17 protein-coding genes are annotated in these 21,457 nt (G+C 55.8%); 11 read left to right on the forward strand and 6 right to left on the reverse strand.

Features of this window, described 5'->3' with window-relative positions; translation table 11 throughout:
* Window positions 1-15: 15 nt before the first annotated feature.
* The 6 genes from NYE48_RS01250 (at window position 16) to NYE48_RS01275 (ending at window position 5,796) form a co-directional block, all read left to right on the forward strand.
* Window positions 16-768 carry an ABC transporter ATP-binding protein gene (locus NYE48_RS01250; protein ID WP_340996374.1) on the forward strand — a complete coding sequence of 251 codons (753 nt, stop codon included), beginning with the start codon at window positions 16-18 and terminating at the stop codon, window positions 766-768.
* A complete protein-coding gene (locus tag NYE48_RS01255; RefSeq protein ID WP_340996376.1) occupies window positions 761-2,377 on the forward strand; it encodes an ABC transporter permease subunit in 1,617 nt (538 codons plus the stop codon). The genes NYE48_RS01250 and NYE48_RS01255 overlap by 8 nt, the downstream gene beginning before the upstream one ends.
* A 55-nt stretch (window positions 2,378-2,432) precedes the next feature.
* The gene (locus tag NYE48_RS01260) at window positions 2,433-3,425 is read left to right on the forward strand and encodes an extracellular solute-binding protein (RefSeq protein ID WP_340996377.1); all 993 of its coding nucleotides are present in this window, start codon (window positions 2,433-2,435) and stop codon (window positions 3,423-3,425) included.
* 48 nt (window positions 3,426-3,473) lie between these two features.
* The gene (gene phnW, locus NYE48_RS01265) at window positions 3,474-4,568 is read left to right on the forward strand and encodes a 2-aminoethylphosphonate--pyruvate transaminase (protein WP_340996379.1); all 1,095 of its coding nucleotides are present in this window, start codon (window positions 3,474-3,476) and stop codon (window positions 4,566-4,568) included.
* Entirely contained in the window at window positions 4,565-5,386 is an 822-nt protein-coding gene (gene phnX / locus NYE48_RS01270; RefSeq protein ID WP_340996381.1) for a phosphonoacetaldehyde hydrolase, read from the forward strand. The genes phnW and phnX overlap by 4 nt, the downstream gene beginning before the upstream one ends.
* Before the next feature lie 155 nt (window positions 5,387-5,541).
* The gene (locus tag NYE48_RS01275; protein WP_212949354.1) at window positions 5,542-5,796 is read left to right on the forward strand and encodes a hypothetical protein; all 255 of its coding nucleotides are present in this window, start codon (window positions 5,542-5,544) and stop codon (window positions 5,794-5,796) included.
* Window positions 5,797-5,951: 155 nt separating this feature from the next.
* Here the strand turns inward: NYE48_RS01275 and NYE48_RS01280 are convergent, their stop codons facing one another.
* Window positions 5,952-7,025 (reverse strand): LCP family protein, encoded by a 1,074-nt coding sequence (locus tag NYE48_RS01280; RefSeq protein WP_340996384.1) that lies wholly within the window; start codon window positions 7,023-7,025, stop codon window positions 5,952-5,954.
* 225 nt (window positions 7,026-7,250) lie between these two features.
* On the reverse strand, window positions 7,251-9,332 hold the full coding sequence (locus tag NYE48_RS01285) for an endo-beta-N-acetylglucosaminidase (protein ID WP_340996386.1): 2,082 nt from the start codon (window positions 9,330-9,332) through the stop codon (window positions 7,251-7,253).
* Between the two features lie 266 nt (window positions 9,333-9,598).
* Between NYE48_RS01285 and NYE48_RS01290 the strand changes: the two genes are divergently transcribed.
* Both NYE48_RS01290 and NYE48_RS01295 read left to right on the forward strand, forming a co-directional pair.
* Window positions 9,599-9,913, forward strand: a complete 315-nt coding sequence (locus NYE48_RS01290) for a PadR family transcriptional regulator (RefSeq protein WP_036715499.1) — start codon at window positions 9,599-9,601, stop codon at window positions 9,911-9,913.
* Window positions 9,914-9,929: 16 nt separating this feature from the next.
* Entirely contained in the window at window positions 9,930-10,544 is a 615-nt protein-coding gene (locus tag NYE48_RS01295) for a DUF2812 domain-containing protein (protein WP_340996389.1), read from the forward strand.
* Window positions 10,545-10,559: 15 nt separating this feature from the next.
* On the opposite strand, the gene NYE48_RS01300 is transcribed toward NYE48_RS01295, so the two are convergent.
* Window positions 10,560-10,739, reverse strand: a complete 180-nt coding sequence (locus NYE48_RS01300) for a hypothetical protein (protein ID WP_340996391.1) — start codon at window positions 10,737-10,739, stop codon at window positions 10,560-10,562.
* 249 nt (window positions 10,740-10,988) lie between these two features.
* Here NYE48_RS01300 and NYE48_RS01305 point away from each other — a divergent pair, with 249 nt between their 5' ends.
* Window positions 10,989-17,834: an alpha-amylase family glycosyl hydrolase gene (locus NYE48_RS01305; protein ID WP_340996392.1), complete on the forward strand. Its 6,846-nt coding sequence runs from the start codon at window positions 10,989-10,991 to the stop codon at window positions 17,832-17,834.
* A gap of 49 nt (window positions 17,835-17,883) precedes the next feature.
* On the opposite strand, the gene NYE48_RS01310 is transcribed toward NYE48_RS01305, so the two are convergent.
* Window positions 17,884-18,570 (reverse strand): succinylglutamate desuccinylase/aspartoacylase family protein, encoded by a 687-nt coding sequence (locus NYE48_RS01310; protein WP_281422500.1) that lies wholly within the window; start codon window positions 18,568-18,570, stop codon window positions 17,884-17,886.
* Between the two features lie 64 nt (window positions 18,571-18,634).
* On the reverse strand, window positions 18,635-18,937 hold the full coding sequence (locus NYE48_RS01315; protein WP_340996397.1) for a hypothetical protein: 303 nt from the start codon (window positions 18,935-18,937) through the stop codon (window positions 18,635-18,637).
* Window positions 18,938-19,197: 260 nt separating this feature from the next.
* Between NYE48_RS01315 and NYE48_RS01320 the strand changes: the two genes are divergently transcribed.
* Window positions 19,198-19,722, forward strand: a complete 525-nt coding sequence (locus NYE48_RS01320; RefSeq protein ID WP_340996398.1) for a sigma-70 family RNA polymerase sigma factor — start codon at window positions 19,198-19,200, stop codon at window positions 19,720-19,722.
* Complete coding sequence (locus tag NYE48_RS01325) at window positions 19,719-20,570, forward strand: SPOR domain-containing protein (RefSeq protein WP_340996400.1); 852 nt, start codon at window positions 19,719-19,721, stop codon at window positions 20,568-20,570. Before NYE48_RS01320 ends, NYE48_RS01325 begins: the two co-directional genes overlap by 4 nt.
* Window positions 20,571-20,790: 220 nt before the next feature.
* On the opposite strand, the gene NYE48_RS01330 is transcribed toward NYE48_RS01325, so the two are convergent.
* Window positions 20,791-21,003, reverse strand: coding sequence for a general stress protein (locus tag NYE48_RS01330; RefSeq protein WP_340996401.1), 213 nt, complete (start codon window positions 21,001-21,003; stop codon window positions 20,791-20,793).
* Window positions 21,004-21,457 lie beyond the last annotated feature (454 nt).

Raw genomic sequence — 21,457 nt, forward strand, 5'->3', positions numbered from 1 at the left:
AAGGAGGTGGGCGGCTTGCTGAAGCTGCAGCATATTGGCAAACAATTCGACGGTAAAACCGTTTTGGACGACATCAGCTTCGAGATCGGCACGGGGGAAATCATGTCGCTCCTCGGCCCGAGCGGAAGCGGGAAAACGACGCTGCTTCACCTGATTCTAGGCCTGACCGGGGCGGACCGCGGCAGCATTCGTTTCGGCGACGAGGACTTGACCCGCGTCCCGATGAAAAAGCGCGGCTTCAACATCGTGTTTCAGGATTACGCCCTGTTTCCGAACCTGAATGCCTACGACAACATCCTATACGGATTGCGCAATAAAAAAGGACGCGTGAACGCTGCGGAGGTTCAGGAATATATCGATTTTTTGGAGCTGGCCCCGCATTTGAACAAAAACATCGGCGAGCTGTCCGGCGGGCAAAAACAGCGGGTGGCGCTGGCGAGAACGCTTGTCACGAAACCGAGGCTGCTGCTGCTCGACGAGCCGCTGAGCGCGCTGGACGGGGTGATCAAGGAATCGATCAAGCAGCGGATCCAATCGATCGCGAGGGAGTTCCGGCTGACGACGGTAATCGTGACCCATGATCCTGAGGAAGCCTTAACGATGTCCGACAAGATCCTGATCATCAACCAGGGCCGAATCGCCCAGTTCGGCACGCCCCAGGACATCATCGACCGGCCGGCCGACGACTTCGTCGAGCAGTTCATCATTAAGCAGCTGAGCATCAAACGGCAAAACATTTTGAACCTGTTCGGTGAGATGTATGCATAAAGTCAAACCGGAAATGCGCGTCGTTTTTACGCTGCTTATGCTCTTTTTCGCCGGGTTTTTGTTCCTGCCGCTGCTCGTTTTGCTGATTCGTTCCCTGGAAACGGGCGAAGGGTTTTCGTTTGCGAACTACGCGGCGGTCTGGGAAGGGAGGGGTCTGATCGAGGCGGTCTCGAACAGCGTCAAGGTGTCGGCGGCTGCGGCCGTCATCGCCACGGTGCTCGGATTCGTTTTGGCGTACTCCATTCATTGCACCCGGATCTTTCGCCCGGTCAAAGGCGTTCTGAAAACGGCGGTCCTCGTGCCGATGCTGCTGCCGACGATCACCTACGGGTTCGCCATTATGTATTCGTTGGGCAACCAAGGGCTGATCACGAAGCTGATCGGGCGCAATCTGTTTGAAATATACGGCTTTAACGGCCTGCTGACGGGATATGTCATCTACACGCTGCCGCCGGCTTTTCTGCTGATCCATAACGCTTTCGGTTATATCGACAAAAAGTTCATCATCGTGTCCAAGCTGATGGGCGACGGGACGGCAAGAAGCTTTTTTCATGCGGTGCTGCGGCCGCTCGCGGGCGCGCTGGGCGGGGCGTTCGTGCTCGCTTTTATCCTCAGCTTCACGGATTTCGGCATTCCTGCTTCGGTGGGCGGAACGTATCCGGTCATCGCGGCGCAGCTGTACCAGGTGATGCTCGGCTCCATCCCGGATTTCAACCAGGGGGCGGTCATCGCCGTCGTGATGCTGGTTCCGGCCGCGTTCGGGATCTGGCTGCTGCGGTATCTGGACAAGCTCAATTTCCATTACGACAAAATCTCGGCCGTCGAGCTGCCGAAGCACCGGGTCCGGGATACGGGACTGGGCGTTCTGTCGTCCGTGATCGTGACCGGCATGCTTTCCGTTTTTGCGGTCATGTTCGCGGCGCCGTTCATGAACGGCTTTCCTTACGATACGGCTTTTACGCTTAAGCATGTCACCGGCGTATTCGCGTCCGGCGATTTGACGGGCGTGTACAAAAATTCGCTTTGGGTCGCGCTGCTGACGTCGCCGCTGGGGACGCTGGCCGCATACGGAGCCGCGCTGCTGAACGTGCGCACCAAGCTTAAGGCGAAAGGCGCGACCGATGTCGTGTCGATGATCACCAATACGGTGCCGGGAATGGTGCTGGGGATCGCGTACCTGCTTTTGTTTAACGGGAGCAGCCTGAAGGGGACGTTCGCCATCCTCGTGCTGTGCAACATCGTGCATCTGTTCACGACGCCGTATTTAATGGCCAAAAACGCCCTTTCCAAAATGAATCCGTCCTGGGAAACGACGGGCGAGCTGCTCGGGGACAGCTGGTTCAAGACGGTGTACCGGGTGGTGCTGCCGAATTCGGCGTCCGCGATCATCGAAATGTTCGCTTATTATTTCGTCAATTCGATGGTGACGATCAGCGGGATCATCTTCCTGGTGTCGGCGCAAACCTCGGTTGTGGCGAGCAAAATCAAGGAGCTGCAGCATTTCGCCAAGTTCAACGAGATTTTCGTGCTGTCGCTGCTGATCTTTTTCACCAACCTGTTGATCAAAGCGGCGTGCGATTGGATGCAGCGGAGGAGGGCGGTGCGCTAGTACATTTCAGCACCATATACTCACCATTAAAAATAAAAAGCGAGGGATTTACGACATGTCCAAAACATTCAAAAGTTTGCTGCTTACGTTATTCGCCATCGGCTTCGTGCTTGCCATGACGGGCTGCGGCAGCGGCAAAGCGGAGGAAGCGAATAAGGTCGTCATTTACACGAACGCGGACGAAGAGGCCGTCGCCTCCATGGAAACCGCGCTGAAAAACGCCGGGTATGACGGCAAATACGTGCTGCAATCGCTCGGCACCTCGGAGCTCGGCGGCAAACTGATGGCCGAAGGCGGCAAGATCGAAGCTGATCTCATCACGATGAGCTCTTATTTTATCGAAAGCTCGCAAAGCCAGTATGCCATGTACAAGGATCTGTCGTTTACGACGGATGCGCTGGAATCATACCCGTCCTATTATACGCCGATATTGGCCAACACCGGTTCGATTTTCGTCAATACCGAAGTGCTGAAGCAAAAAGGTTTGCCGATGCCGGCGTCGATCAAAGACCTGACGAAGCCCGAATTCAAAGGCCTTGTCTCGATCCCGAACATTATGGACTCCTCGACCGGCTGGCTGCTCGTTCAAGCGGTCATTAGCCAATACGGCCAGGAAGAAGGCAAAACCGTGCTCCATGACCTGATCGCAAATGTTGGCCCGCACCTGGAAAGCTCCGGCTCCGGTCCGATCAAAAAGGTGCAGGCGGGAGAGGTCGCTGCAGGCTTCGGCTTGCGCCACCAGGCCGTCAAAGCGAAAGCGTCCGGCGCGCCGATCGACTACTTGGACCCTGCTGAGGGCAACTTTTCGCTCACCGAATCCGTGGCGGTCGTGGACAAGAAAAATGCCGTGACGGACCTGGCGATGAAAATGGCGGAAACGATCATCAAAGACGCCCGGAAGGATCTGATCACCAATTATCCGGTGGCGCTGTACAAAGGCGAGACGGTGGAAAACGCCAATCAGCCTGCGCATCCGATGAAATTCGTCGAACCGCTGACCGTCGAGCTGCTCAAGAAACATCAGCAATTTTTTGAGGCAGCCCAATAGGCTGCAACCGATGCCTGAAATTCAAACCGAACAAGGGAGCCAAGCAAAATGAACAATTACAAGCTGTTAACCCCGGGACCGCTCACCACGACCGCCGCGGTGAAGGAAGAGATGCTGTTTGACCGCTGCACGTGGGACGACGACTATAAATCGATTACGCAAAAAATCCGGTCGCAGCTGCTGTCGCTTGCGGGAGCAGGCCCGGACGAATATACCGCCGTGCTGATGCAGGGCAGCGGCACGTTTGCGGTAGAGTCCGTGATGACCTCGGCCGTGTCCGACGACGACAAGGTGCTGATCGTGGCCAACGGGGCGTATGGCGAGCGGATCGTCCAGATGGCCGAATATATCGGCCTGAACTACACGCCGTACCGGGTCCGTTATGATGCGCAGCCGGAGGAAGCGGAGCTTCGGGCGGTGCTGGCGGCGGATCCGGACATCACGCATATCGCGATGGTCCACTGCGAGACGACGACGGGCATTTTGAACCCGCTGGAGACGGTGGCGAAGCTGTCCAAGGAATACGGAAAAACCCTCATCATCGACGCGATGAGCAGCTTCGGCGGCATCGGCATCGACGTGGCGGGGCTGGGCATCGACTATCTGATCAGCAGCGCCAACAAATGCATTCAAGGCGTGCCGGGCTTCGGATTCGTCATCGCCAAGCTGAATAAATTGAAAGGCTGCCAAGGCGTCGCGAGGAGTTTGTCCCTGGATTTATACGATCAATGGAAAGGAATGGACAAGGACGGTAAGTGGCGGTTTACGTCGCCTACCCATGTCGTGGCGGCTTTTTCGAAAGCGCTGGATGAGCTCATGGAAGAAGGCGGGGTATCGGCAAGGCATGCGCGGTATCTGCAAAATAACCGTTTGCTGCGCCAAAAGCTTGCGGAAATCGGCATTCCGGCCTATATTTCGGAAGAGAAGCAGTCGCCGATCATCACGACCTTTTTATTCCCGGACGAACGTTTTCGCTTTGGAGACTTTTATGCTTACGTGAAGGAACGGGGATACGTGATTTATCCCGGCAAGCTAACGGACGCCGATACGTTCCGGATCGGCAATATCGGCGAGATTTATCCGGATGACATCGAGCGGTTATGCGGCATTATTAGCGATTACATGGGAGGAACGGGACGATGAACAAGATCGAAGGCGTTATTTTGGACTGGGCCGGAACGGCGGTGGATTTTGGTTGTTTCGCGCCGGTGAACGTATTTGTGGACATATTCAAAAAGGCGGGCATCGAAGTGACGATGGAAGAAGCGCGCGGCCCGATGGGAATGCTGAAAATAGATCATATCCGCGCCATGCTGTCCATGCCGAGGGTGTCGGCGCTGTGGGAAGAGGCTTACGGCAGGGCTTTTAACGAAGAAGACGTCAACCGGCTGTACGCCGAATTCGAACCTGCATTGATGGTGTCCTTATCCGAGTATACGAATCCGATTCCGGGCGTCATTGACACGGTGGACGTACTGCGCGCCCAAGGGCTGAAGATCGGTTCGACGACCGGCTACACGAGTTCCATGATGGAGGTGGTCGTCACGGGCGCCCGCGAAAAAGGATACGGGCCGGATCACGTCGTGACGCCGGACGATACCGGGTCGTACGGAAGGCCGTACCCTTACATGATCTACCGCAATATGGAGCATCTCAAATTGTCTGCGGCTTGGAAGGTCGTCAAGGTAGGCGACACCACTTCCGATATCAAGGAAGGCGTGCAGGCCGGCGTATGGTCGGTCGGGGTGGCCGTCGGCAGCTCCGAAATGGGACTGGGCGAAGAGGCGTACCACGGCTTGGCGGACTCGGAAAAAGAAGCGGCGATCGAAAAAACGCAAAAGGTATTCATGCGGCATGGGGCGGATTTTACGATCCGTACGTTGGCTGAGCTGCCGGCATTGATTGAACGCATCAATGGTCTGCTCGCGGAAGGGAAAAGACCGGGCTGCATGATACCATAAATAACGGCAAAGCCCTGGCCTCCTAATGACGGTCAGGGCTTTGTCCTTTATTTTTTCAGAACGCATTCATTTATCAAACTTCTCCTTATACTTATTGTTCTTATAATAGAGCGCATCATTTTTTGATTGCATTCATTTAAGGAGCTGAACACGAAATGAATGATAAAGGGAAGAACCGGATTCACGAAGGTCAGGCAACGGGGGATCCTGTATTTGCTCATCAAGCAGCGGAAGAGACGAGATACGTTGACGATCCATTGCTGCCCATGCAGCGGATCGAAGGCGGGGGCGGGCCGAAAAGGGTGCATTTCGACAGCATGCCTGCGCCCGTAAGGTATTTGGGGTACTTTTTCGTTTTTATCGTGCCTGTTTTATTCGTCATCCTGATTATCATCAGTTTTATCAAGTAGGATCCTTCCGAGGCTCGCAGCCCCGCGAAAATACAGTGAACAACCCGCCGTACGCCGGTGCCCGGCGCGGCGGGTTGTGGTTTGTCCCGTTTCATCTATTCGAGGATTAGAACGTGTAAGCCGGAAAATATAGATCGATCATGCCGTCCCATTGGTTATCGCGAATTGGGTTTCGTATACAGCCCGATATGTTTTCCGTAATTGTTTTTCGCTTTCTTGTTCAGGCCGAGATTGGAGTATAAGGCTTCCATCGCCTGCGTTAAATCCTCTTTGTTCCAATACACGAACGGGCTTTTCCAGTCGCCTTCCACGTTTAGCATACGGGTCGTGTCGGGTTTCATTTGTTTGAAATTGAAGAGCCACCGCTTCAGCTTTTCCTCCGGAATATCCGTTTTGACGTTATCGCCGATAATATCCAACATGTCTCCCCACTGGCCGATGCCGTTCAGGGAAGTCAGTTTGTCCAGCATTTGGTTCAGGACCTGCTGCTGGCGTCTGTTGCGGTCAAAATCGGAAGAAGGCCCGGTGCCGTCATTGGATTTGCGGTATCGGACGAAGTCGAGCGTTTGCTGTCCGTCGAGATGCTGCAGCCCTTTGGTCAGGTTGATATGCGTCCCGTCCGCGTTATCGATATACCGCATATCCATGTCGACGTCGATCTCGAGTCCGCCAACGGCGTCCACCGCCTGACGGAACCCGTCAAAATTGATGAGCACCATATAATCGATCGGGATCTGCAGCAGCTCCCCGAATAATTGCTTGGTTTCGGCCATCGCGGTCGTTTTGTCCTGGATGTAGTGGTGGGCGTAAAAGTAGTTTGCTTTATGGCTTGTTTGTCCGGCAGGCGTGATTTTTAAGTCGCGCGGGATCGAGAGCAGGCTGGCCGATTTGGTCTTCGGGTTCAGCGTCGCGATCATCATGACGTCGGTGTTCATCGTTCCGCCGCTGCCCTCGCGGTTGTCGACGCCCGCAAGCAGAAACGTCACCGGCTTCATGTCTTCTTCGCCGATGCTTTCGATTTCGGCGTCCGCTTTGGGTACCTGATGCGCAACTTCCTGCTGCTGCGGAGCCTGGTATTCGGCGGCGGAAATTTTATGTAAGGCTGACATGGCTTTATGGTGCAATACCCCCGCATAAGCTCCGGCGATCACAATCAACAGTCCGATAACGCTGATACAGCTAAGTATGACAGTGCGATAAATGCTTCTTTTTTTCTTGGAACGGGTCATAAATCCTCCAGAATATAGTTGTGGCATGAACGCCCCATCGCCTCCATGGCAGCGCGTAATTCACTCCTTTCGAAAAATGTTCGCTTGTCATATGTATACTACAAAATATACAATCGATCAAATTTAGGACCGAATCTCCAGCCAATGTATATTACCACGAAGGATAACGCCCCTAAATCAAGCAGCCGCCTTCCAGGGGAAGACGGCCATCGTCAAGTGTTCTGCTCAGTCCCACTTCAGCTTCGTCTGCACGGCAGAACTGCGGGTTCCGTCCGGGCCGACGGCGACCAGTTCGATCGTCGTTTCCGCTTCGCTGCCGATCCTCTCCAGCGATTTGACGTAATAAACTTCGTCCATGATCCGCCCGATCGCTTCCTTATTGCCGTCCGGCTTGATCCGGTAAAGATCGTAATACGCCGCATGGTCCGGATTCCATGTCCAGGATACAAACAGCTCCGCCTGATTGCCTTTCACGTAAGCCTCATCGATCTTCAAGTCTGCAGGAGCGGCAGGCTGTTCGGAAGCGCCTTTCGTTACGGCCATCCGTCCGATATTCATGCGGTAGTCGACCGTTCCGGCAGACGCGAAATGCAGCCCGATCGTCGCCAGGGTACGCCCGCTGTAAGCTCCGAGGCTTAATGTTTTGGTATTCCAACCTGCCGTATCGCTGCTGCCGATATCGATATATTCGAACCGGTCCGGCTGATCCTCGAACAGGAGCGCGGCCTTCATATGCGTCGGCGTGCCGGCGGCATCCGACTTATACATGATGGACAGGTTCACGTCATTCGAGATCGCAAGCTTTGTTTTGAACAAACGGAGATCGGTCGGGTTGGCGGCACCCAGGTTACCGGACACCTTAAGCGACGAACCGCCGTCGTAGGCCGTACCGTAATCGAAGGATGCAGCCAGCGGCGCGCCGGTCCCGGCGCTTTTCGCCCACCACTGCCAGCTCGGCAAAATGTCCTGGATGCCGGCGTTGTTCCATTCCTTCGCGCTGGATATTTCCCCATCCAGGAAAAAGGCGGTGCCGTGCCCCGTATTGAAGGAACTCAGGAACGGATAGGAGCCGATCACCGACCGCTCCGGGATAAAATGCGCCACCCCGTCCCAGCAGCGGTATTCCGTCGGGTTGTTCGGAACCCCCTGGTCCGGGTATGGGCTGCAGCCCGTCGTCAGCGTGCGGCCCGTGCGGGTAGGGTCCTGATTCGGCCCCGACCAGTAGACCCGTTCCCGCCGGAATACCTCCTCCTGCACATTCGGGTCGAATTTGTTCGGGGCTTTGTTCCATACCATATCGGTTCCGAACAACGCCCATCCGCTTTTTGGCGCCTTGCCTGCCGGAAAAATCCACCGGGGGTCGTACGGCGGATTGTAGCCGTATTTATCGTTTTCCGTACCTGCAAACAGCACCTTGTACGGGTCCAAGCCCAGGCTTTGCGCATAAGCATGCGCATTCGCCAACCTCGTTTCGTTCCAGGCATAGTTCATGAAGATGCTGTTGTTGACCGGCACCCCGTTATCCACGATCCAAGGCGCGTTGCTGCTGCTGAAGCCGTTCACGTAGCTGACCCTGCCGTCCACCGACAAGGAATCGTACCACTGCAGATGGAAACCTTCCGGCGCTTTCGCGCGCAAATATTTGATCATCTCCATCAGCTTCTGGGCGTTTTCTTTGGAAATGCTTGCTTCCTGATTGATAAAATAGCCGTCAAATCCGAAATACTGCGCCATCTCGATCATTTTATCCGCTACCGGGAACGATCCGTCCGGCTTTTTCTCGACCCAGTCGGAGAAGTTTTGCCCCGCTCTGGGCCAGAACCATCCGCCCAAACTGAGCACGCCGTTTCGGTGCGCGGCATCCGTATACGCCGGATTCGGCAGGTTGATCACGCCAAACTCGGGATTCGTCACCGAAGAGCCGTCTACCGGGAGCCCGTGCCATGACCCGTAAAGGTCGGTGTACTGCCAAAAGTTCAGCAAATTCCGGGAGAAGGAGTCATTGTAGCGGTACGCCTCGAAAAAAGCCTCCTTATCGTAATCCGCGGATAAGTTCATGACTTGCGGTTCGGCGCTTAATGCCGGGTTGGCCTGGGTCGGGGCAAAGGCGGGAATGCGCTCGGCCAGCGGGACGCGGGACCTGAAATATTTGGCGAAGCGGTCGGTTTCCGGGCTCCAGCTTTTGATCTGGTCGACGTTGTACCCGTGCATGTAAGGCTGGTGATCGGCTTTTGGCGTTTCGGCCGCAGCGGCCGCGGTCTGAAGGGCCATGGCTGCGACCCCGGCCGCAAGTAGGGCTGCTAACATTTTGGGGAGACGGCCTCCTTTTTTTCGAAAATGAAACAACAGAACACCTCGTTTCTTTCGAATGAGTATGTTTGTGGATCGCATTTACGGCGAATGCGAATGTAGCTGCACTCTTTATTCATAAGCCTGCCGGAGCAAAGTATGACCTCAAGATCGAAGATGGCTTGGCAAAATAAAAAAACAGTTGCAATATACAGTCTGACTATATATAGTGTAACTATACAGTTTGACGATATACAGCGGAGCTGAATAAAGGGGGTATCATCTTGAGCCGGGACAGACATTTGCCGCTGACGGAAACGGTTTATTATATATTGCTTGCTTTGCGGGAACCCGCCCATGGATATTTGATCATGCAAAAGGTGGAGGAGATGAGCGCCGGCCAGGTAAAGATGGCTGCCGGGACGCTTTACGGGGCCGTGGAAAACCTGCTGAAGCAGAAATGGATCCAGCCGGTCCAAAGCGAGGACAGCCGCCGCAAGGTATACGTCATAACCGACCAGGGGCTTGCCATATTGCGCCAGGACTTTGAACGAATGAAACATATGATTGAAGTGACAACAGCGATCATGGGATCGTAAGAAAGGAGGAATCGCCATGAAAAAGATGAAATTTTTCACGAATTTCGACCGTGAGGAACAGTGGTTAAACGAGATGGCCCGTCAGGGATACCAATTGATCAACAAATCGGTGGCTTATGAATTTGCGCCTGCAAAACCGGAAGAGGCCAATTACCGCATCGATTACCGGTTCTTTAAAACCCGCCAGGACTTCGAGGACTACAAGGCATTGTTCGAGGACTGCGGCTGGACCCACGTCGCGGGGACAAAAAGCTCCGGAGCCCAATATTTTAAGCAAACGGGCGACTGGGGAGACGACGACATTTTTTCCGACGTCAATTCGAAGGCGGCCCGGTACAAACGCATCTCGGATATGTGGCTGTCGCTGGCTTGCAGCTTCATTCCGCTTTTTGCGGTTTTGATTTCGACGGGCGCGATTCAAGTGACGGCTTTTGTGAAGCCCAAGCTGCTCTACTATACACCGGGATTATGGGAGATGAGCGGATCGCAATTTTGGAGATCCTTCCTGTTTGAAACGCCGTTCGCCGTTATGAGAGGGTTTAGCTGGGCGGTCATTCCGATCATGATTCTCGTGTATGCCGCTTTTGCGTATAAAGCGAAAAAGGAGTATATGAAATCGCAGCAAGGGTAGAAAGAATGGGGTTACCTATAGATCAAAAGCTTCCAGAAAGTCGGCGGCGGCCGGTTCTTTTCGGAAGCTTTTTTTGATCTTAAACGAAAGCAGAGGGCCCAGCGGATAACTCAACAGGATCGCAACGTAAGTGTAGACAAACCCGTTGTGGGCCGCGGCGGGGTCATCGAACGAAAAGGCGACGATGATCAGCATGAAGGGGTAAAGCTCCCCGAAAATACCAATTGCCCCAAAGATGCAAAATAGGATGGTAAAATGCCGGAAGAAAAAACTTGGCGCCGATTGACGGGTAAGCGTTTTCATAATAAGATGAAATCAGTTTTGATTTCAAGCATCAGGGTTTGACATACAAAAACAATAAAGGAGGTTTATTTGCGTTTGTGCAAACGTTTGCCCAGTGAATGAACCAGGTTTTGATCATCACTTTTATCAAGGAGGCCTTATATGAGCTATCGCAGAAAAAAACCAATCCGCGTGTTGTCTTTGCTATTGGCGGTCATGATGACAATCGAACTGATGGCCGGCGTTTTCCGCCCGGTTTTGGCTGAGGCGGCGGAGGCCGGGCCGAAAAGCACGTACGCGGAGGAAGGCAAGATTTATTTCCGGCTGCCGCAAACGCTGATTCAGGTCACGGCTTCAGGCGCATCCGCAGGATGGAATGAGACGGCGGAACTCACCGATCCGGACAACGACGGTACATACACGGCTGAAGTCCCCGGGCTGCAAGCCGGAGAGGAATATGCCTATGCTATTGCCGTCAACGGCGTGCAGCAAAGCGGGTCGCCCCTGACGGCTTCCGCCGATGATCAAGGCGTTTTGCGCCTGTCCTATACCCCTGTGTTCAAGGTGACGGGAAGCTTTGACGCTTCCGGGGGAGCGGACCAACACCCGCTTGCGCTCGAAAGCGGCACGTATCAATACGCGACGGAGACGCTTCCGGCCGGGGAGTATACGTATGCGTTTGTCGCTTCCTCCGAAGGGACGGGAGACATCCGCTTTTCCGACCCGGGCAACCTTCCGGCGGACGGCCCCGACAGCAAAATCACGGTGGAGGCCGCAGCCTCGGAACAGCCGCCTGCAGAACCTGCGGCGAAGGCCGGACTCTCCGGGCTGGCGCCCGACCCGCTGGTTGATCAGCCGGGAGGCGCGTCCAAATGGGTGGTCGCCGGCAGCTTCCAGGGCTGGAACAACAGCTCCGAAGAGACGCGAATGAAGCATCTGACGGGAGATTTTTATCAATATTCCGCGGTGCTGGATGCGGGCCATCATGAGTTCAAAATCGTTAAAAGCGGCACCTGGGACGGGTTTTCGAACAACGGCAACAATTTTGCGTTCGATTTGGATGCCCCCGCAAAGGTGAATATTTACGTCAACGAAAAGCTTGGCGAGGCGCGCATCAATCTGCCGAACGTGCAGGGCCTGCCGCAATATGCGCCCAAGCTGACCGAAGCCGAATGGCCGAGGCTGGTAGGCAATATCCAAAAGCTGTTCGGCGAAAACGAGTGGGCTCCGGGCGAAGCGAAGCAGATGTTCGTCGATACCCGGTTTGACGGTTCGGTGTATGAGCTGCAGCGCCCGGTGCCTGCAGGCAAATACGAGATGAAGGTGGTGCTGGGGGACCGGTGGGATGGAACCCCGAATTACGGGGACGAAAACGGCAATAATTTTCTTTTGAACGTTCTGGATCCGTCCGACGTCATATTTTCCATTGATCTCAGCCAGCCGAAACCGGTGCTGACGACCAACTACATGCCTTCCGACGCCGCTTACGACGGCAGAATCAACAAGGGAAAGCTGTATTTCGATTCGCGTCAGATGACTTATAAAAAGCCTTTCGGAGCCGTCAAGGAGCAAACGGAAGACGTCACGCTGCGGATCGCGGCCGAGGCGGGGGACGTCCAGGTCGCGCGCGTGGAGCTGACGAATCCCGAGGGGATGTCTTCCGCTTACGATATGCATGTGGCGACTTCCTTTGGAGGGCTGGACTATTGGGAGGCCACGATTCCGAAAACGGCTTTTCAAGGCATCGGCGTATGGAATTATAAATTCATTCTCGTCGACGGGATGTCCAAGGTGGAGTACGGGGACGACAACAACCGCGGCGGAACAGGCACCACGGCTGACGACGGGGTGCTCCCGTACGAGCTGACCGTGTACAAGAAGGATTTTAAAACGCCGGACTGGATGAAAAACGCGGTCGTGTATCAGATTTTCCCGGACCGGTTCCTCGACGGCAACCCGGACAACAACCGGGCGAAAATCGTGGACGGTTACCGCGGCGGCGCCATGCCGGGCGAAACGATGACGTCGAAAAACGGGCATAAGCTCCAATTTTTCGATGGCGGCGTCCCGGGCGACCCCGTGCCGGAGGATGTTGCAGGCTCGTGGAGCGACGTGCCGGAAAACCCGGACCGCGTGCTCCCGCAAAACAAGCCTTATTTCCCGGATGCCAAGTCCGACGGCGTGTGGACGAACGAATTCTACGGCGGGGATATCCAAGGCGTGGCGAAAAAGCTGGATTATTTAAAATCGCTTGGCGTTACCGTCATTTATTTCAACCCGGTCGCTTGGGCGGCTTCCAACCATAAGTACGACGCCACCGACTATAAGCATCTGGATCCGATGTTCGGCGAGCCGGTGTATAACAAGCCGGGCGACCCGACCTCGGGTTTGAACTACGAAGCGACAAGAACCGCATCCGACCGCGTCTTTGCCGAGTTTGCCAAACAGGCGCGCGCCAAAGGCATCCGGCTGATCGTGGACGGCGTGTTTAACCATGTCGGCGACGACTCCATTTATTTTGACCGTTATGAGAAATATCCGGAGATCGGGGCTTACGAATTTTGGTCGAAGGTTTACGACAAAATGAATGCGGATTCAAGCCTGACGTTGGAGAAGGCCAAGCAGCAGGTGGTTGATTCGTTTACGTCCCAAATCAATCCGGCGACGGGCAAGCATTATGCTTACCCTGAAGACTTTGACTTTACGACATGGTTCAAGGTATCGAACGAAAAGGTCGACGGCCATTACAAATACGAAGGCTGGTGGGGGTTCGACTCCCTGCCCGTCATTGATGCGCCCGAACCGGCCGCCGGCGATGCGGATGGTCTGTCCGGCAACCACGAATGGAACGTTCAAGGATACCGGGATCAGGTGATCGGCCATGACTTGACGGGCCTATCGGATGACCAGGCGGCACAGCGGATGCAGGAGGCCAACTCCCAGCGCTGGGAATGGCTCGGCGCCCGGGGCTGGCGGCTGGATGTTGCGCCTGACGTGTCCTCGGGCACGTGGGAGCAGTTCCGCAAAGCCGTCAAATCGACGGAGGGACGGACCGACGCCAACGGCGAGCCCATCGACGACCCGATCATTTTGGGCGAAGAGTGGGGCGTGGCGACCAGGTTTTTGCTTGGCGACCAGTTCGATTCGGTGATGAACTACCGCTTCCGCAGCGCTTTGCAAACGTTTGTCCTGAACGGGAACGCCGCCCAGTTCCATGAATCGCTGGAATCGATCCGCGAGGATTATCCGCAAGAGGCGTGGGAAGTCATGCTGAATTTGGTGGATTCGCACGATACCATCCGCTCGATCACCAAATACGACAAACCGTCCTGGGAAGAAGAGCATTTGCAGATCGCTCCAAGCCCGTCGGACCGGGCGCTTGGCATGCAGGCGCTGACGGCCATTTTCCAGATGGGCTACCCGGGAGCGCCCACGATCTACTATGGGGATGAAGTAGGCTTGGAAGGCACAAAAGATCCGGACTCCCGCCGGACATTCCCGTGGGAACGGGTAAGCGAAACCGGGGGAGGTTATGCGGGAACGGGGAAATACGCGAATCTGCTGGTCACCTACCAAAAGGCGGCTGAAATCCGAAACGACAACGAGGTATTCCGTACGGGCGATCTAAAGGTGGCCTATGACGAAGGCGACGTCATCGCTTATGCGCGCAAAACCGATGCCCAGGCGGGTCTCGTCATCGTCAACCGCGGCGGCAGCGACGCGACGATCAGCCTCGACACCGCCGGTTTTCTGCCATCCGATATCAGCCTCACCGACCGGCTGGGAAGCGGAACGACGGTTCAATTCAAGGACGGAAAGGCCAGTTTGACGGTCAAGGCGATGAGCGGCATGATGATGACTTCGGATGCGAGCCTGAAGGCCGTGCCTAAAGTGAGCGAACTGCAGGCCATCGGAGGCAACGGCTCCGTCGCGCTGTCGTGGAAGGCCGTTCCGGAAGCGGCGTCTTACCGCATTTACCGCGCACCGATCGAAGGCGGGACGCTCGAGCAAGCCGCAACGGTGAACGGAACGGACTGGACGGATACGAACGTACAGAACGGAACGAAATATTATTATGCCGTGACGGCGGTCACGCCGGATGGGGAGAGCGGTTTGAGCGATTACGCATCCGCTACGCCTTTTTATCCGGTGCAATCGGTGGAAATCACAGGCACCTCGACGCCCGTGACCTTGGGGGCGGGGCATAAGACTTCGCCAATCCAAGTCACGATCCACATCCCGGGATTATCGGATCATCCTGCTTACGCCGGAAAAGAAATGCCGGGGGTTGCCGCGAAGCTGGCTTTTTACAAGGAAGGCGATAACAAGGAGGATGCGGGCGAAACCAAGCTGCGTTATTCGGAAGATACGCCGGACGGGCGGAAGGTGTACTGGGCTGCGTTTGAACCGACGGAAGCCGGGACCTTCCATTATTTCGCCAAGGTGTCCACCGACAACGGACAGACATATACGGAATCTGCATCCGCAAATGTCGATGTCTATGCCGACCCGGTGAATACGACGCCGCCGGAAGCACCGGTCCTGGCTTCGATCGGCACCGAATCGAGCCGCGCCCAGTTGGCGTGGACCCACGCGGGCGGCGCGTTCAAATTCGAGGTCTACCGCAAGCAGGACGGGGGGAATTTCAAAAAGCTGGCCGTTCTCGATGCTTCGGCGCAGGGCTACACGGATTTTACGGTAACCAACGACACGACGTACACGTACCGGGTCGCAGCGATCGATGCGTTTTATAATCGGGCTTTCTCGGATGAGCAGACGGTGACGCCGAAGCTCGTCATGGTCGACGTCAAGCTCCGCTTGCATTTGCCGAGCTACACGCCGGTAGAGGACGATATTTACATCGCGGGGACGATCAACGGCTGGAACCAGGCCGGAGGGAAGCTGAACGTGCCAAGCGGGGCGACCACCCGGGACATCGTGGAATACGATTTCAAAATGATGGCCGGAAAACAGATCGAATACAAATATACGCGGGGAACCTGGGATACCGAAGCGCTGACCTCCCATTCCCGCGTGGCCGACGATCCTTCAGACATGAGCAACTATGCGTATTCCTCCGAAAATACGAACATGAAGCTGACCGTCAAAAACGAGGGCGGCAACAAGATGACCGTCAACGATTACGTTCTGCGCTGGGTGGATATGCCGATGATCGTTATGCTTCCGCGGACTTCCTACGGTGAGGCGATCGCCTACGAAACGACCGAGGACCGCTTTACGTTAAAAGCCAACGTTCCATACGGTTCGGCCGTGACCATCAACGGGCAGCCGATTCCGGCGGATGCGCTGGATGCCAAAGGGAACGTGGAGGTCCGGGACATTCCGTTGCTTCCGGGCATGAACCGCTTCTCCGTCCATACCGAGCCAAGCGCGGAGACGTTAAACTTGCCGTGGTATGAGGATAAGGGGCGGGCCGCCAAGGCAACCAAAACGATTGAGCTCGCCATTACGCGCAAGGACAAGGAAGGCGAACCGAATCCCGTTCGCGTCACCGGCGTGACGCTTGCTCCGAACGAGCTGCATTTGACGGAAGGCGGCTCTGTCGGAACGTTGACCGCCCGCGTTCAACCGGAGGATGCAGCCGACAAGGCGGTGTCGTTCGCTTCGAGCGACGAAACTGTCGCGAAAGTCGATGCCAACGGCACCGTAACGCCGCTGAAAGCAGGTACCGCAACGATAACCGTCACGACCCACGACGGCGGTTATCAGGCACAAAGCACCGTCACCGTGTCCCATAAAGGCGGGGACGGCGGCAATGGCGGCCAAGAAGGCGGAGGTTCGGGCGGAGCAGGCGGCAGTGCGCCGGGCAGCTCTTCCGGCACCCCGTCAAGCCCGGGCGGCAGCCCTAGCGAAAAGGATGCCAAAACCGCCGTGTTCACCGTCGAACAGATCACAACGGCAGTGAACCATCGCGGCAACGGCAGCACTGCCGAAATTGATGCGGGAAGCGCCGACCGCGTGCTGCTTCCGGTTCAAACGGGAAGCCTGCTGCAAGGCGCGGCGCTCCAAGTGAAGCGCGGTGCCGATACGGTAACCGTTCCGGCCGCCGTTTTGGAGCAGCTGAAGGCCGCTGCCGACGGTGCAGCGCCAGGCCGGCAAATTTGCCTGCAGCTTGCAGCCGTCGACGCTTCGGCGGTGCAGCAGCTTCTGTCGAAGGCGGGCGCGAAGTCCGGGGCGCAGCTCGCGAAGCAATCGGAGTGGTACGATCTGAAGCTGCTGCTGATCGATGGAAGCGGAAAAACGATGAAGGAGCTGTCGTCGTTTCATCCGGCTTTGCGTCTGAGCCTCAAAACCCAAGACCAGGCAAAACGGAACTTGACGGCGTTGTATCGGGTATCGGACGACGGCGCCTTGGAATGGATCGGCGACGCCTCGAATGCCGGGGGAACCCTAACGGCAGACATTCGGAAGCCCGGCACGTATGCGGCTTTGGAATGGCGGAAGGGATTTGCCGATCTGCCTGCAGGCCACTGGGCGTCTGACGCCGTTTCCTACCTCGCTGCGCGCCAAATCGCAACCGGAACAAGCTCAGACCGGTTCGAGCCGCAGCGCAGCGTGACGCGTGCGGAATTCGCCGCCCTGATCGCGCGCGCTATGGGGCTTGAAGCGAAGCAGGCGGCGGCATTTGCCGACGTGCCTGGCGATGCTTGGTATGCGGCGTCCGTAGCCGCCGTGCATGAAGCGGGCATCGTGCAAGGGCGTTCCGAAGCCGTCTTTGAACCAAACGCGGTGATTACCCGCGAGGAAATGGCCGTGATGCTTGTCAGAGCATACCATGCGAAGCATCCGGCAAATTCCGGCGTTTCCGGCGTAGATACCGTATTTACGGACGCCGGCCGGATCAGCCCATGGGCGCGCGATGCCGTGCAAACGGCAGCCAAGCTGGGATTGCTGACGGGCAGCGGAAACGGTCTGCTCCTTCCGCAAGGCCAGACGACCCGCGCGGAAAGCGCCCAGGTCATTTACCGTTTGTTAACAGGAAAATAGGCCTGAGCCCCCTGACTTGTCAGGGGGCTTTTTGGGTTTCGATTCGGGATCAAACCATTCCAGCCTCCCTGAGAAAATGTTTGATTATCCGATTCTGATAAGATTTGCGGACATGAAAAGGAAGGCTCCAGCACGTTTCGACGGTAACGGTTTTGGCATGAATCAGGCGGGCCGCCGCCGTTCGGGACGAGCCCAACAGCGGATGCAGGCGCAGGTGGAATTGATGGGAAGGGGATTGCAGGGCGGAGTTCACCCGTTGGATGACGCGCCGGGCGGCCGGGACGACCGGATTGGCGGCGTCGGTGACGAGCGTCTGCCCAAGCACCTTGGCGTCGTGCTTCGACAGCCCGTTGGCTTCATGGAGATCCAAATACCAGGAAGGTTTGTAGGTTTTCATCAGCTGAACGATCGCTTGGGACATCGGATGGGTGGCAGGACGTTTCGGCCCTTTCGGAAAAGTCCGGTTCAGATCGGGAACGCCGCGGATTCGTTTGCGGTAGGCTTGGGGATTGGCGACGGGCACGATGATCAGCTTGCCCCGGGCAATGCGGAGCCGCCGATTCCGAAGCTGTTCCACCAGCTGGCGCGCGGAATGGATGCTTGCCGTTTCATTGCCGTGGATTCCCGCAACAATCATCATGACGGGACCGCTTCGCCCTCCCGGAACGATGTAATAAGGTGCGGCATGGGAAGTGCCCGCGGCCAACGTATGGTTCTGGACGGTCATGGCCTTCATCTCCCTTCTGGATTAAGGTATGCGTCCAGAAGGCCGAAGGTACAGGCATTTGTCAAATCAACCGTCACTCCAGCGACAATGACATATAAATGAATGCAATATAGGCAGCGACCGGCAGGCTCAGTCCGATGAACAGCGATACGTAAAACCACGGGGAGCGCAGCGTATGCCCGATGCCGGGTTCGCTATCCGCTTCGTTCCGGACCTGCCGGTTGCCGTCGGCTTCAGCTTTTCGTATCTGCTTCGAGAAGCTGTCCAGCAAACGTTCCGCTTGATCCTCCCGGAGCGCCGACAGCGCTTCCCAGAGCTCCGAATGCTTTTTCCGCAGCTCCTCCAGCCGCTTGTTTTCCTTAACTTCCTCCGTCATGAGTCACCCCGTCCTTTCCCCTCTTGGCTCAGGGATTCGTTTATTGTATATAACATAAAATAGGTCTTCAAAGTTACGACCGAAATCAACGGAGCTGCCGCCTGATTCCGATCCGTTTTCGATGGTTTCCTTTTATTCGCAATGATGTATTTGAAACTTTTTTGGTGTTTCCCCAGTCAAACGGGCATAAGCGGCACTCAAAGACCTAGGGCCCGGGATGAGAACCGCGGAGCGAAACGCGCCTTTGAAGCCGTCAGGGGGTGAATAAACTGAACAGTAAAACAAAAATAATGACGGAGCGGCAATTCAGCGAGCGGATCGAAGCCTGCAAGGAAAAGCTCTACCGCTTTGCATACTGCTACGTGAAAAATGAACAGGAGGCTTTGGAAATCGTCTCCGAAGCAACGTACAAAGCATATCTATCCTTCGGGAAATTGAAAAACCCGGAATATTTTGAAACCTGGATCAGCCGGATCGTCATCCACTGCGCGCTCGACCATATGAAAAGAAATAAAAAATATACGTATACGGAAGACGGCGCGGCGGAATTTGCGGCGAAAGAAGACCCGGTTTCTTTGGAGGAGAAATGGGATCTATATGACGCGCTGGATCGGCTGAAGCCGGAAGACAAGGCTTTTATCATATTGAAATATTTTGAGGATAAACGGTTCAAGGATATGGCGGAAGTGCTGTCCCTGCCCGAAAACACCGTAAAAACGAAGCTGTACCGGATTTTGGGCAAACTCAAAAAACATTTGGTCAAGGAAGAGGTGGATGTACAATGACGGGGAAAGAACGCTATGACGACATCGAGATCCCATCCCGCCTTTCCGGGGTCATTCAGGACGCCATGAAAAGGGGACGCGCCCATAAACGAAACATGGCATGGCTCCGCGGCTCGTCCGCTCTCGTGGCGGCCTGCGCCGCTTTCATCATTACGGCGAACGTGCCTGGCGTGGCCATGGCATTGTCGGATGTGCCGGTCATCGGGTCGATCGTCAAAGTGCTGCAGGTGGGAAGCGGGGGCGAGCGCACCGACGGGGTGTCCGTGACCACGACGGCGGAGGAAAATTCGCTGAACATCCATTTCACGATCGACGGCGAACGGACGGAGAGCGCGCCGGCGTATACGGTCGAACGCAAGGAAGCGCCAAACCGCCTGATATTTACCTTTAACGGCGTCCGGAACCTGAATATGGAAAAGCTGAAGCGGGACATTCGCGGGCTCTCCAATGTGAAAGACGTTTACAGCAACGTGATTTTGGACGATTCTGCGGTCCGGTTTGTCGTTGAGCTGGGGGACAACATCGATTATTCCGTATCGGAATACCGGCAGCCGGGCTATATCCAGCTGAAGCTGTTTGGCGCAGCGAAACAGGAAAAAGCGCATGAGGTCTATGTTGTCCGCAGCAAGGAAATGGAGCAGGGAGAAACGCTGGCGATCCTTGAGGAGCAGTATGCCGGGGACGGCAGCAGCGTCATCAAAACCAAAAACGGCAAATTTGTCGTTGTCATGGGCGGTTTTGCTTCCCGCGGCGAGGCTGAGGAGCTGCTGCGCAAATTATCCGCCAGAGAGGACTATTTCGAGCCGCTCCAAGTCGACGGTTGGATGAGCAACGAAAATCCGGAGTGAGGCATGGAACGGGACGGCAACCCGCAGTGGAGGACCTTCTTTCGGATAAGGGCCGTCCCGGACACGAACGGACCTGTTCTCCCGATGACGGCCCGTTCCCGAAATAGCGAAAAGGACAGCTGCGCGCTGTCCTTTTCAAGTTTCGAAGGCTGTCGGCAGGAAGGCCCTTTTTTGCAGAGCTTCCTTTGCCGGCTTTCTTTTATTCATCTATTTCGCTACATTAAGAGTCGTCCCTTTGACGGGCCCGGGCTTCGCCGCCTTTGCGGCCGATTTCCTCATAGAAATCGCGGCCATGGGATTCCGATGTTGCCTCTCCGCCTTTACGGCCGATTTCCTGATAAAATTCACGGTCATGCGTTTTGGCGGTCGTCTCGCCACCCTTGCGTCCAGCTTCTTCGAGTGTCATCTTACGGTCATCCTTATTGTTTGCCATTTCGAATCACTCCTTCTAGGGTATTGAGTTTTGCTTGCGCACTCTTTACTTACCCGTGCATCGGAATCTGAAACATCCGATGATGCTGGAGCAGGGTGAGCGGATTCATGCTATGCCAGCTTCGACCCAAGCGACTCCGCCCTTTCCAGCCAGCGCTTGCGCTTTTCCGGGGACAGCATTTTTAACTTGCCGATCTCGGTAAAGCGTGGCAGTAGCTTTCGGGATCGGGATGGCCGGCGATGACCGTCATATTTTTGTGCATAGTTTGTTCCCCCTGATCGAAACGGCGTCGTGTAAAATAGAATTGAACCCATCATAACGGGAACCAAGTGGCAAGCGACATGAGGAAACGCGCGGGAAGCTTGATCATTTGCGCCGGTCGGGAGGAGGAGGATTGAACACAATGGGTGTACCGGCCACGCTGCTGTGGCCGATCCGCAAATCGATGAACGCA

The sequence above is a fragment of the Paenibacillus sp. FSL M7-1455 genome, from assembly GCF_038004655.1.
Taxonomy (GTDB): Bacteria; Bacillota; Bacilli; order Paenibacillales; family Paenibacillaceae; genus Paenibacillus_AQ; species Paenibacillus_AQ cookii.